The organism is Prosthecobacter sp., from assembly GCF_049294395.1.
Classification (GTDB): domain Bacteria; phylum Verrucomicrobiota; class Verrucomicrobiia; order Verrucomicrobiales; family Verrucomicrobiaceae; genus Prosthecobacter.
The window spans coordinates 1-12,123 of the sequence record NZ_JBAQCR010000404.1 but is presented as its reverse complement, the minus strand read 5'-3'; the positions used below and the strand labels follow the sequence as shown (position 1 = coordinate 12,123).

Sequence of the window (12,123 nt, the reverse complement as noted above, 5' to 3'; positions counted from 1 at the left end):
AACGATTTTCGGTGTGCGGGATTTCTCCGGTCAACGAGATCACGCACAAGCGTGACAGCAGCCAACCCAATCTTGTCATGAAAGCGATCCGCATCACCTCTTATCTCGCACTTACCGTGGCGTCTTCCTTCGCGCTGCATGTGATGGCACAGCCACCGAAGCATCCGTCAAACCGCCCGCAGCATCCGCCTCATCCGCATTCACCACCACCCAACGGCATGAAGCCGCAGTTTGGCGATGCTCTGCCGGGACTCACGAAGGTGCAGATGGCGACCTTTCTCGATGGCAAAGAAGACTTCGAAGATTCGGAGACCGAGGCTGGCGGCATGGGTCCCATCTTCAACCGCTCCTCCTGTGTGACCTGCCACAACGCGCCGGCCACAGGCGGCGCGGGCCCCATCAATGTCACGCGCTTTGGCCGCACGGAAAACGGCGTGTTCAATCCACTCGCCTCGCTCGGTGGTTCGTTGCAGCAGGAGATGGAGATCAATTCTGCGTTGCACGAGATGGTCCCGCCGGAGGCCAATGTGGTGGCGCATCGCAACTCAACCCCTCTCTTCGGCCTTGGACTGATCGAGGCGATCCCTGACCAGGAAATCCTGCGCAATGTGCGGCGCACGCCGCTTGATGGCGTGCTGGGGAAGGTGGCCAAGGTGGCGGACGCGGCCACTGGCAAGACCCTCATCGGGCGCTTCGGCTGGAAGGCCCAGCAGGCCACGCTGCTGAGCTTTGCGGGTGATGCTTACCTGAATGAAATGGGCATCACCAGCCGCCTTTTTCCGGTGGAAAACGCCCCGAACGGCAACGCCCTGCTTCTCGCGCAGTATGATACGGTGGTCGATCCTGAAGATGTGGTCGATCGGGCCACGGGAAGGGGAGACATTGATCGCGTGGCCGACTTCATGCGCTTCCTCGGTGCGCCACCGCGCCTGCCTCCGACCCATTCTGCGGCTGCCGGACGCAGCGTGTTTCAAAACACCGGATGCGCTGTCTGCCATGTGCCGCTGATGATCACCGGGCCGAACAAAGTGACTGCGCTGAATCAGCAGGAGGTCTGGCTTTTCTCCGATCTGCTGCTGCATGACATGGGCTCTCTGGGAGACGGCATCGCCCAGGGCACAGCGGATGTGCGTGACATGAAGACCGCGCCGCTCTGGGGCCTGCGCGCCAGCGCCCCTTATCTCCATGATGGCCGTGCTGCGACGACCGACGAAGCGATCAAAGCCCACGATGGCGAAGCGAAGGCTTCCAAGGACCGTTACATGAAGCTTAACAAGCAGCAGGTGCAGCAGCTTATCGATTTCCTCATGTCCATTTGATGGAGTGTGTCTGTGTGAGGGTTGGAATGTGTGAAGCAGGCAGCAATGCCTGCTTCATTCGTTGTCATTGACTGGGCACAAATAGGCACAAAGACGACACCTGCATTCGCCTCTAAGTAAAGATGACAAGCTCAGCTCAACGCTGTTTCTGTGTCGCACCGCTTTTCGCCGGGGTGGTCTTCTGGCCGCAGCGCGGCAGAACAAAGATGGCCAGCAGGAGTACTAAAGCCGCAGCGGCGATGGCGATGGGCTTGTGGCTTTTGATTTTGGCCAGTGCGTCTGCCAGAGCCGTGGATTGGGCTGCTGGAGGCGTCGGCTTGCGGGGCATAGGCGCTGAGATTTTGCGCTGTGCGGGCATTAAAGCAGCGGTGGGGCGCTGGGACCTGTTGGCCGCCACGTGCATTCCAGGGGAAATGGGGATCGTGCTTGAAGTGGCATTGCGCGCGCCTTGCTGGGGATTGGGCAGAACCACAGGCGCGGAAACCTGCGGCTGGACGAGATTGACTGGCGGCGGGGGAGGGGCGCTCTCTGCGAGTTCGGCGCGGGTTGATGGCAGTTCCGGCAGGTTGGGCGCTTCACGGCGCTCGAACAACTCCATGGCCGCACCCGCCTTGCGCGGACGCTGCTCAGGGTCTGCCGCCATGAGGTGCATCACCCAAGCACACATCCAGCTCGGGACATGTGAGGCGAGTTTTTGCAGGGGGGCCAGATCGTGGCCGAGGTGCTTCAGCCGCAGTTCCTTCAGAACGCGACCGTCAAAGGGAGGTCTTGCGGTGAGTGCTTCATACAGGATGCAGCCAAGAGCGTAGACATCAGTGCGGCGGCGGGTGGTGCCGTCCTGCCATTGTTCGGGGGCGGTGCAGCGGTAGGCGCGGATTTGTTCCTCCTTGCTGTCATTCCGAGCGGCGAAGCCCTGGCCAAAGCCGTGCAGTGTCACCTGCCAGTCTGCAGCGGATTTGCCGGAGATGCGTACATAATCAGGCCTCAGGCTGCCGTGGACAATGGCCTCCTCGTGAAGGGCTGAAACCGCCTCCAGGAGCTGCCGTGCCACGGTTTCAAACTCCTTCTCGGTGAGGGGGCCGCGTTCCAGTACCTCAGTCAATGTTTCTCCCGGCAGAACCCCTGCCACAATGGTGTAAAAGCCGTCTTTGTCGGCACCGAAATCAATGAGCCGGTCGAGGTGCGGGTTTTGCAGGGGGGCAAGCTGGCGGAACAATTCCTGGAGGCCCTCGATTTCCTCTGGTTTGTTGGTTTTGAAGCGTCTGAGCCGCAATTCATCGCCGCGTTTGTTGTCGCGGACGAGCAATAGCTTGCTGGCGGTGTCCTCTTCCAGAGGACGCAGGATTTCAAAACGGGAGGACATCGGGTAAAGCTGGCCCGTTCCAGCGAATCCCGCAAGCTTCTTGCCACATCCATTATTTCCACGCTAAAGTGCCGACCCATCCCTGCATGGAAGATTTTCTCGTTATTGATCACGTGTCCAAAAGCTTCGGCACCCAGCGTGCCGTGGATGATGTGGCGTTGACCGTGGCGCAGGGGGAATCGTTTTCACTTCTCGGGCCCAGCGGCTGCGGCAAAACCACCCTGCTGCGCATGATCGCGGGGTTTGAGCGGCCTGACCGTGGGCGCATTTTGGTGGGGGGGAGGGACATCACCGAGCTGCCTCCGGAACAGCGTCCGGTGAACACGGTGTTTCAAAACTACGCGCTCTTTCCGCATTTAAGCGTGTGGGAAAACATCGCCTTTGGGCTGCGCATGAGCCGCCGTCCGCGTGAGGAAATTCGCAGTGGAGTGGAGCGCATGCTCGAACTGGTGCGACTCGGCGAGCACGCGAGAAAGCGCCCTGCCCAGCTCAGCGGTGGGCAGCGGCAGCGGGTGGCCATAGCGCGAGCTCTGGTGAACCGCCCCCAGGTGCTGCTGCTGGACGAGCCGCTGGCGGCGCTGGATCTCAAACTCCGCCAGCACATGCTCATGGAGCTGAACACGATTCACGAGCAGGTCGGCACGACCTTCATCTATGTGACCCACGATCAGGGCGAGGCGATGAGCCTGAGTGATCGCATCGCCGTGATGAATGCGGGCAAGGTGGAGCAGGTGGATTCGCCGGAGAATCTCTATGAAACACCGCGCAGCAGCTTTGTGGCCTCCTTCATTGGGGATGCCAATTTTTTCACGGGGGTCGCAGTCGAAGTGCAGCACGAAGGCTACGTGCGTGTGCTGGTGGACGGATTGGGCAGTCCGCTAGTGCTGAGCCATGGAGCGGTCTCGGCGAACCAGACGCTGCGTCTCATGGTGAGGCCGGAAAAAATAAGCCTCACACTGACCCGCCCGCCGAGTGGCGAGAGGGTGAATGCCTTCCGCGGAGTGGTGGAGGACATGGCCTATTTCGGCTCACACACCCGCTACCGCATTCGTGCAGGCGAGCACAGCATCCTGGCCCAGCTGCAGCGCAGCCGGTTCAGCGGCGGAGAGATTGATCCCGCGCGCGGTGCGGAAGTGTGGATGAGTTTTCATCCGGATGAAGGCCGCGTCGTACGGCTGGAGGCGGCGGCATGAGCGTCAAATCCCGCTCTGCCAGGCAGTGGATGATTTCATTGCCCTCACTCACATGGCTTGCCGTGTTTTTTGTGATTCCGGCCATCCTTGTGATCATCACCGCTTTTCGACCGGCTGATTTGCAGGGAGGAGTCGGGCCTGGCTGGACGCTGGCCACGCTGCGAGAAGTGGAGGATCCTGCCTACCTGCCCATCCTGTGGCGAACTTTCTGGCTCAGCGGGGCGACCACGGTGGTCTGTCTGGCTCTGGCGCTGCCGATGGCCTTTCAAATGGCGCGTGCCGGGCAGCGCATGCGGCAGGTGCTGCTGCTGCTGGTGGTCATCCCGTTTCTCTCGAATTTTCTGATCCGCATCTTTGCGTGGAAATCCCTGCTGCATCCCGAAGGACCGCTGACGAAGCTGCTGATCGGGCTGCATCTTATTCCAGAGAATGCCGTGCTGCTGAACCATGGGGGGACGGTGCTGCTGGTGCTCGTCTACACGCAGCTGCCGTTCGCGATCCTGCCGCTCTATGCTGCGGCGGAGAAGTTTGACTTTGGGCTGCTGGATGCGGCGAGGGATCTCGGAGCCGGGCCGTGGCGTGCGTTTTCCAAGGTGTTCGTTCCTGGTGTGCGCAGCGGCATCATCTCTGCGGCGGTCATGGTGTTTGTGTGCTGCCTGGGGCAGTACGTCATCCCGCAGATGGTGGGCGGCACCTCGGATGAAATGCTCGGCAGCAAGATCGCCCAACGCGTGTTTTCAGACCGCAATCTGCCGCATGCGAGCGCCCTGGCGGGCGGGCTGATGCTTGCGGTGCTGGTGCCCATGGTCGTGATCGTGCTCTGGCAGCAGTTTGGCAGAAAGGAGGCGGAATGAAGCGCTCCTGGCTGCCTGCAGTGATCACCATTGGTGTGATCCTGTTTCTGTTCGCGCCACTGGGAGTTCTGGTGGTGAATTCATTCAATGCTTCGCGTTTTGGCGGTGAGTGGGAAGGCTTCACCTGGAACTGGTACGAGAAGCTCTGGGCCGCGGGAGAGGTCTGGGAATCGCTCTGGATCACGCTCAAGATCGCCGTCTCCGCCTCGCTGGCGGCGATGGTCCTTGGCACATTGGCGGCCTATGCTTTGCATCGGTTCCGCTCCTGGCTGCAAAACGTGCACCACATGCTGATCACGCTGCCGCTGGTGATGCCGGACATTCTCATGGGCATGTCTCTGCTGGCCTTGTTTGTGCTCACGGGCGTTGAAACCGGAATGCTCACCATCTGGATTGCGCATGTCACCTTTTGCCTGAGTTTCGTGACGATGGTGGTGCTGGGCCGTCTGCAGGATTTCGATTTCACCCTGCTGGATGCCGCCCGTGATCTGGGTGCGACCCAGGCCAAGGCCGTGAAAAAAGTGCTGGTGCCTCTCCTGCTGCCTGGTGTGCTGGCCGGCGGGTTGCTGGCCTTCACGCTTTCGATCGATGACTATGTCATCACCTTCTTTGTCTCCGGCCCCGGTACGACCACGCTGCCATTGCGCGTCGCCAGCATGATGAAAACCAGCCGCAGTCTTCCCATGATCAACGCGCTCAGCACGCTGCTCATTGCCAGCACCTTCCTGATTGCCGTGTGCAGTTCCCGCCTTCAACGCCGCTTATGACCTCCTTCTTCAGATCCCTGGCTGATTTCCTGGAACCCACCGGACTCATCTGGCTCATGCTTTCTGCATGGGTGGGGGTCATGATCCGTCGTCGCCGATGGCGGGCACTGATCCTGCCGGGCACCGCGTGGCTGCTGCTGACGCTCACATCCGCCACCGGCTTATCACATTCATTGCTGGCAGTCTTGGAGTCTCAGTGGGCTCCGGTGGATGTGGCCGCCCTGCCTGTGTGCGACGCAGTCATTGTCCTTGGTGGCGGCATGGAGCCCTCCCACAACGAGCCGGCGGGCATTCATTTGAAGGGAGGAGCGGACCGATTGTTTACCGGCTTGATGCTTGCGAAAAAGGGCAAAGGAAAGCTGCTGGTCCTTGGCGGGGGGAGTCTGAAGACGTCTTCTGGCACAGAGTCTGAGGCGGATGCCGTCAAACTCTGGCTGGAGGAGTGGCAGATCTCACCTATTCCGGTGCAAAGTCTGGGCCACTGCCTGGATACTCATGATGAGGCCGTCAAAGTCTCTGCTTTGGCGGTCAAACATGGCTGGCAGAAGGTTGCGCTGGTGACATCCGCCTACCACATGACCCGCGCCAGAGCTGTTTTTGAAGCCGCTGGCACCTCGGTTGTGGCTGTGCCCTGCAACTACAACAGCGAGTCCTTGCGTGAGCACCAAGTGAAATGGCTGAATGTCCCAAATGCCACGAACCTGTGTCATTTTGAGACCTGGATGCACGAAATGATTGGTTGGTGGGCTTATCGCATCGCTGGCTGGGTTTGATGCACCTTATTTTGGCCTGCATTCTGCTTAGAAGGCAGGAAAGAAGGCTTGCTTTTGAACCATAGTGATGGTCATGTATAATTCACATGACTAGTGGCCTGGCTTTAGCCGATACCATCAATCTTGGCGGCAGAAACAGGACGGGCACCGAGCTTATCCTGGCCACCAAGCCTTTCACCGTGGACGACCCCGTCAAAAGCTGGTGGTACATCCTTTCTACGGCCGCGCTTTGGCTGGCTGTGATCGCCGGCACGCTGTGGATTCCGTACCTTGCCGCGAAGCTGGCGCTGAGCGTGCTTTCAGGACTGCTGCTGCTGCGTTTGTTTGTCATCTATCATGACCAGCAGCACAACGCGATCCTGCCGAATTCCAAGCTCGCAGAATGGATGATGCGTGGCTTTGGCATTCTCGCCCTCAGTCCCAGCAGCATCTGGCGCAGTTCGCACAATCATCATCACAACCACAACTCCAAGATCAAGGGGTCGCACATCGGGTCCTTCCCGATCATGACGAAGGAGCACTACCTGAAGGCATCCAAGTCAGCGAGGTTGATCTATCTCTTCATGCGTCATCCGCTGACGATTCTCTTTGGCTACGTCTTTGTGTTTCTGCACGGCATGTGCCTGCGCCCGTTTGTGATGAAGCCCCGGCAGCATCTTGACTGCCTGGTGGCCCTGCTGGTGCACGGCGGTATCGCCGCGGCACTGATTTATTTCTTTGGCTGGCAGATGTGGCTGCTGGTGCAGGTGATCCCGCATTTCATCACGTATGCCATCGGGTCCTACCTGTTCTATGCACAGCACAATTTCCCTGATGTGGCCTTCTATGACAAGGCGGGCTGGACCTATGAGCGGGCCGCGCTGGATTCTTCCAGCTACATGAAGACCAGCAAGCTGATGGCCTGGTTCTCGGCCAACATTGGCTACCACCACATTCATCATCTGAATGCACGCATTCCCTTCTACCGTCTGCCTGAGGTGCTGAAGGCCATGCCAGAACTGCAGAAGCCGAAAGTCACCACCCTGAGCCCGCGCGACATCCTGCGCTGCCTGCGACTCAAAGTCTGGGACACAGAACTGCAGCGCATGGTGCCGCTGCCTACACGGTAACAGACTCCGGCTCACCGATCCCCACATGTTTACCGCATCAAATCTTGCAGAGCTGATCGGTGGTGAAGTGGTGGGGGATGGATCTGTCATTCTCACGGGCATCGCTCCTGCGGATGTCGCTGCATGTGGGGATCTCACGTTTGCTGAGAAGCCCAGCTACCTGGCTGCGGCCGAAGCCGGCATGGCCAGCGCCATCTTGGTGCCCCGAGGGTTTGAGTCTGCGACGAAAGTCCTGATCCGGGTGAAGGATGCGCGAATTGCCATCGCCAAAGTGCTGCCACTGTTCTTTCCGCCAGAAAGGATTGCCGCGGGCATCCATGCGAGCGCGGTGGTCGATGCCACGGCGCAAATTGATGTGACTGCGAGCGTCGGTCCTCATTGCGTCGTGGGGGCCGGTGTCAAGCTGGGGAAAAACTCGGTGCTCATGGGTGGCAACCACATCGGCCGCGACAGTCATGTTGGAGAAGATGTCTGTCTGCACCCCAATGTGGTGCTGTATGCCAAGACGCAGATCGGCAACCGCGTGAACATCCATGCAGGCACCACCATCGGCTCGGATGGGTACGGCTATGTATTTGACCAGGGCTGCCATCGCAAAATGCTGCAGGTGGGGAATGTCGTGATTCATGACGATGTGGAGATCGGTTCCAACACCTCGATTGATCGCGGTGCGCTGGGCTCCACGGTGATCGGGCAGGGAACGAAGATCGACAATCTGGTGCATGTGGCGCACAATGTGGTAATGGGGCGCCACTGCCTCATCATGGGCCAGGTGGGCTTTGCCGGGAGCACGCATCTCTCTGACTACGTCGTTATTGCCTCGCAGTCGGGCATTGGGGGACACCTCAAGCTTGGAGCTCAGTCCACCATTGGTGCGAAATCGGGTGTGATGCGCGACGTTGCGGCGGGTGACACCGTGCTGGGGTATCCTTCAGCATCGGACAAGCAGGCGAAGCGCCAGTGGATTGCCGTTTCCAAGATGCCGGAAGCTTTGCGGCGGCTGAAAACATTGGAAAAACGGATGAACGGCAGCAAAGAGGCTTAATGGCCTTTTTCGCGCTTCACCTCGTGGCAACTCACGCCATGATGGGGGCATGACCCGCGAAGACGCCGCCACTATTTTCGAACGCATCGCCCTGCTGCTGGAGCTGAAGGGGGAGAACAGCTTTAAAGTACGCGCCTACCGAACCGGCGCGGAGATCGTGGAAAGCTACAGCGGGGACATCATGAAGCTGGCGGCGGAGAACCAGCTGGCAGGCATCAAGGGACTGGGGGAAGCGCTGCGTGACAAGCTGCATGAAATGGCCACGACGGGGAAGCTGGAATTCTACGAGAAGCTCAAGGCCGAATTTCCCGACACGCTGTTTGAGTTGTTCGATGTGCAGGGGCTCGGGCCGAAGAAGGTGGCCGCGTTGCATGCGGAGCTTGGTGTGTCATCCATCGCCGATTTGAAGCGAGCCTGCGAGAGCGGCGAGGCGGCAAAGCTTTCCGGGTTTGGTGGTAAAACGGTGGAGAAGATTCTCGAAAGCATCGCCTTCCGTGAGCAGCATGCGGCGGAGTTTCGTCTGGATCTGGTGCAGCCATTGGTACAGGAGATTTTAGAGGCGCTGCGTCAGCACCCGAACGTTTCGCACGCCGAGGTGTGCGGCAGTTTCCGCCGTGGCAAGGAGACGGTGCATGATCTCGATTTCCTTGTGGCCACACGGAAGCCGGAGCTGGTGATCGAGTCTTTTGTGCAACTTCCGCTGGTGGTGGATGTCATTGCCAAAGGGCCAACGAAGGCGAGTGTGCATGTGACTCACGGGGTGCAGTGTGATCTGCGTGCCGTATCGAGCAAGGAGTTCCCCTTTGCACTCGCCTACTTCACCGGAAGCAAGGAGCACAATGTGGCCATCCGCCAGCGTGCGCTGGCGCGTGGCTGGTCGCTCAATGAGTATGCTTTCACTCCAGTGCCGGATCATGCGGATGCGCCGGTCATTCCACCGGTTCATGATGAGGCGGAGCTTTACCGAGTACTGGATCTCGACTTCATCGATCCTGAGTTGCGTGAGAACACGGGCGAGATCGACGCGGCCGAACACGGCGGCCTGCCGCGCCTCGTCTTGCTTGAAAATCTGCGAGGTGTTTTCCACAACCACACTACCGCCAGCGACGGGGGCGCGACCTTGCGCGAGATGGCGGAGGCGGCGCATGAGCTGGGTCTGCAGTACCTCGGCATCGCCGATCACAGCAAGTCGTCCTTCCAGGCGAATGGGCTTGATGAAAAGCGCCTGCTGAAACAGATCGAAGAAATCAAGGCGCTGAATGAGGAGATGGCCGAAGAGGGCTTCCGCGTCTTCGCCGGCAGCGAGGTGGACATTCTCAAGGATGGCAGCCTCGATTTCAGTGACGAGATTATGGGCCAGCTCGATTATGTGGTCGCCTCCGTGCACAACGTCTTCAATTTGCCCGAGGCGGAGATGACGAAGCGCATCATTCGCGCGATTGAAAATCCACATGTCACCATGCTGGGGCATCTCACGGGCAGGCTGCTGCTGCAGCGCCCGGCTTACAATGTCAACGTGGCTGCGGTGATCGATGCCGCAGCGGAAACCGGCACGATCATTGAGCTCAATGCCAGTGCCTGGCGCCTCGACATGGACTGGCGCTGGTGGAAGCTCGCGAAGGCCAAGGGCGTGAAATGCAGCATCAACCCTGACGCCCACAGCACGCACGGATTGCAGGCGGTGATCTATGGTATCAAAGCCGCGCGCAAAGGCTGGCTCACGCGCAAAGACGTGATCAACTGTCTTCCGCTGGGTGAGGTGGAGGAAGTGCTGCGGGCGAAACGCGCCGTACTTTAGATCCGCAAAAAAGGAGGCATTGCTTTTCAGCAATGCCTCCCGGGATTTAACGGTGAACGTTAATGACTTAGAACTTGTAGCTGAGGCGCAGGCCCACGTAATGAGCCTCCACTGACTGACGGAAGAACTGCCCCTGGTAGTTGAGCAGCAAACCGAGGTTTGGCGTGAACTGGAAGTTCAGGCCAGCTCCTGCGACCATGTAATCCTGGCCATAGCTCTGACTGCCGCCGCTTACCACGAATGGCTGGTTGATGAGGCCAACGGTGGTGCCGTTGTTGTTGCTCAAATTCTGGCGCTCGTAGCTCAGACGGGCCTGTGCCGTAATGACTGCGAAGTCTGTTTTGACATACTTGCTCACCGACCAGCCAATGCGGGAGATGAGGGACTCGGCGGTACTTTTGTTGTAGGCCAGGGCTGCGAGGCCACCGCTGGACTCTCCAAAGGCGTCAATGGAGACGTGGGTGTAGTCGAGGCCGATGAACGGACCGGTCACCAGGCTGTTGTTCTGGAAACGGAAGTTCCAGCCCGAGTTAAACTGCACCGTGTTGGTGTAGGCGTCTGTGTCGCCGCGAGCATTGCCGAAGCCGATGGGGTTGCGGTTCGTTTCGATGTCATAGCTGCCGAAGTTGTAAAGCAGATCAGCCCAAAAGGCCTTCTTCACGTAGGAAGTGTAGGCGCTCAAAGCATAACCATTCATGTCCATGTTGCCGACGCCGTTGGCGAAGGTTTGATTGGACTCCAGCCAGTTGAGGGCGAAACCGATGGCCACGTTCGGGGTGACATGAATCTCAGCGCCGACTCCTGGGCTCCAACTGTCAGACTGGACGCCCGCCTGATTGCCGAGAGCACCGAGCCGGGCGTTGTTGTAATTCATCGAGGCAAAAACCTCCCATTGGTTGGTGGGAGTGCGGCGCTGTGCGACCGGGTCCGGAGCCGGGTTTTTGCCTGGACCGTCGCCCTGACCTTCGACCACGCCACCGTTGTATTCATTGTCTTCGGACAGGTCACCCTGGCCAGCGCGGAGGAAGAAGAGGCGTCCATTCACATCCGTAAGGACACTCTGAGTGCTTGCGAGCACGGCCTGCCCCATGGCGTTGGCCATTTGGAGACCGGTGATGGTGTCGATGACCGTAAAGACACCGGAAGTCTGGCTGAAGTTACCCACCTGAGTTGCCGTGAGATTCAAGGCGGTGGTGTTGAGATTGCCGGTGAGACCCAGATTGCCTGTGATGGTAGCACCTGGAAGGAGAGTCACCACCTGCCAGCTGTCGCCGCCAGTGAAACCTGTCAGGCCCGTTGGGTTGCCAATGACCAAGGTGCCGCCTAAGACGGAGTTCAGATTGCCGCCGAGGATGAACGTGTCAGAGGAACCCAGAACGAGGGTGTTGTTACCAAGACCAGCCCCAGTGAAGAGATCGACGGCCAAAGAGCTGCCGAGGCTCATGTTGATCGCGCCTAAACCTGAGGTGGAGATCGTGAGCGTGGATGCGACAGGAATCACCAAAGTGGCATCGCCCACAATGATCGCCCCGTTGTTGTTGATGGAAGCACCCGGTGCCTCTGTGATGGTTCCCGTGCCTGCAAGCGTGGCGCCTGCGGCAATCGTGTAATCTCCGCCACCGAGGTGAGTACCCAGAACGTTGAGAGTTCCCGCGTTGACTGCCGTGGTGCCCGTATAGGTGTTGGGGAGGAGGTTCGATGTCGTGAACGTTCCAGCACCATTTTTGGCAAGTGAGCCGCCGACACCACTCAGAACACCGCTGTAGGTGGTCGAAGTGCCGTCACCGCCTGTTGTCAGTGTGTTGGCGTTGAGGGTGGTGTTGCCGCTGCCCGCAAGGCTGCCGATGGTTTCATCATTGAGCAGCTCGAGTGAACCCGGTGCCGTCACGGTCACTGCAGCAG

At 59.3% G+C, this 12,123-nt stretch carries 10 protein-coding genes; 8 read left to right on the top strand and 2 right to left on the bottom strand.

Annotated features, from left to right (window positions below):
* Window positions 1-77: 77 nt before the first annotated feature.
* Window positions 78-1,319, top strand: a complete 1,242-nt coding sequence (locus WAW39_RS27905; protein WP_422322629.1) for a di-heme oxidoredictase family protein — start codon at window positions 78-80, stop codon at window positions 1,317-1,319.
* Between the two features lie 136 nt (window positions 1,320-1,455).
* Here the strand turns inward: WAW39_RS27905 and WAW39_RS27900 are convergent, their stop codons facing one another.
* Window positions 1,456-2,682: a serine/threonine protein kinase gene (locus WAW39_RS27900; RefSeq protein WP_422322627.1), complete on the bottom strand. Its 1,227-nt coding sequence runs from the start codon at window positions 2,680-2,682 to the stop codon at window positions 1,456-1,458.
* Window positions 2,683-2,768: 86 nt separating this feature from the next.
* On the opposite strand from WAW39_RS27900, the gene WAW39_RS27895 reads away from it, so the two are divergent.
* The 7 genes from WAW39_RS27895 (at window position 2,769) to polX (ending at window position 10,221) form a co-directional block, all read left to right on the top strand.
* Window positions 2,769-3,875 carry an ABC transporter ATP-binding protein gene (locus WAW39_RS27895; protein ID WP_422322625.1) on the top strand — a complete coding sequence of 369 codons (1,107 nt, stop codon included), beginning with the start codon at window positions 2,769-2,771 and terminating at the stop codon, window positions 3,873-3,875.
* The gene (locus WAW39_RS27890) at window positions 3,872-4,729 is read left to right on the top strand and encodes an ABC transporter permease (RefSeq protein ID WP_422322623.1); all 858 of its coding nucleotides are present in this window, start codon (window positions 3,872-3,874) and stop codon (window positions 4,727-4,729) included. The genes WAW39_RS27895 and WAW39_RS27890 overlap by 4 nt, the downstream gene beginning before the upstream one ends.
* Entirely contained in the window at window positions 4,726-5,496 is a 771-nt protein-coding gene (locus tag WAW39_RS27885) for an ABC transporter permease (protein WP_422322621.1), read from the top strand. The genes WAW39_RS27890 and WAW39_RS27885 overlap by 4 nt, the downstream gene beginning before the upstream one ends.
* Window positions 5,493-6,269: a YdcF family protein gene (locus tag WAW39_RS27880; protein WP_422322619.1), complete on the top strand. Its 777-nt coding sequence runs from the start codon at window positions 5,493-5,495 to the stop codon at window positions 6,267-6,269. Before WAW39_RS27885 ends, WAW39_RS27880 begins: the two co-directional genes overlap by 4 nt.
* A gap of 86 nt (window positions 6,270-6,355) precedes the next feature.
* Window positions 6,356-7,378 (top strand): fatty acid desaturase family protein, encoded by a 1,023-nt coding sequence (locus tag WAW39_RS27875; protein WP_422322617.1) that lies wholly within the window; start codon window positions 6,356-6,358, stop codon window positions 7,376-7,378.
* 25 nt (window positions 7,379-7,403) lie between these two features.
* Complete coding sequence (gene lpxD, locus WAW39_RS27870) at window positions 7,404-8,423, top strand: UDP-3-O-(3-hydroxymyristoyl)glucosamine N-acyltransferase (RefSeq protein ID WP_422322615.1); 1,020 nt, start codon at window positions 7,404-7,406, stop codon at window positions 8,421-8,423.
* Window positions 8,424-8,472: 49 nt separating this feature from the next.
* The gene (gene polX / locus WAW39_RS27865) at window positions 8,473-10,221 is read left to right on the top strand and encodes a DNA polymerase/3'-5' exonuclease PolX (protein ID WP_422322613.1); all 1,749 of its coding nucleotides are present in this window, start codon (window positions 8,473-8,475) and stop codon (window positions 10,219-10,221) included.
* Window positions 10,222-10,288: 67 nt separating this feature from the next.
* On the opposite strand, the gene WAW39_RS27860 is transcribed toward polX, so the two are convergent.
* Window positions 10,289-12,123, bottom strand: a 1,835-nt coding sequence (locus WAW39_RS27860) for an autotransporter domain-containing protein (protein WP_422322611.1), incomplete at its 5' end; no start/stop codon positions are given.

Bases quoted from the DNA above. Each gene is read 5' to 3' on its own strand.
- WAW39_RS27905 (WP_422322629.1), top strand. From the start codon at position 78: ATGAAAGCGATCCGCATCACCTCTTATCTCGCACTTACCGTGGCGTCT.
- WAW39_RS27900 (WP_422322627.1), bottom strand. From the start codon at position 2,682: ATGTCCTCCCGTTTTGAAATCCTGCGTCCTCTGGAAGAGGACACCGCC.
- WAW39_RS27895 (WP_422322625.1), top strand. From the start codon at position 2,769: ATGGAAGATTTTCTCGTTATTGATCACGTGTCCAAAAGCTTCGGCACC.
- WAW39_RS27890 (WP_422322623.1), top strand. From the start codon at position 3,872: ATGAGCGTCAAATCCCGCTCTGCCAGGCAGTGGATGATTTCATTGCCC.
- WAW39_RS27885 (WP_422322621.1), top strand. From the start codon at position 4,726: ATGAAGCGCTCCTGGCTGCCTGCAGTGATCACCATTGGTGTGATCCTG.
- WAW39_RS27880 (WP_422322619.1), top strand. From the start codon at position 5,493: ATGACCTCCTTCTTCAGATCCCTGGCTGATTTCCTGGAACCCACCGGA.
- WAW39_RS27875 (WP_422322617.1), top strand. From the start codon at position 6,356: ATGACTAGTGGCCTGGCTTTAGCCGATACCATCAATCTTGGCGGCAGA.
- lpxD (WP_422322615.1), top strand. From the start codon at position 7,404: ATGTTTACCGCATCAAATCTTGCAGAGCTGATCGGTGGTGAAGTGGTG.
- polX (WP_422322613.1), top strand. From the start codon at position 8,473: ATGACCCGCGAAGACGCCGCCACTATTTTCGAACGCATCGCCCTGCTG.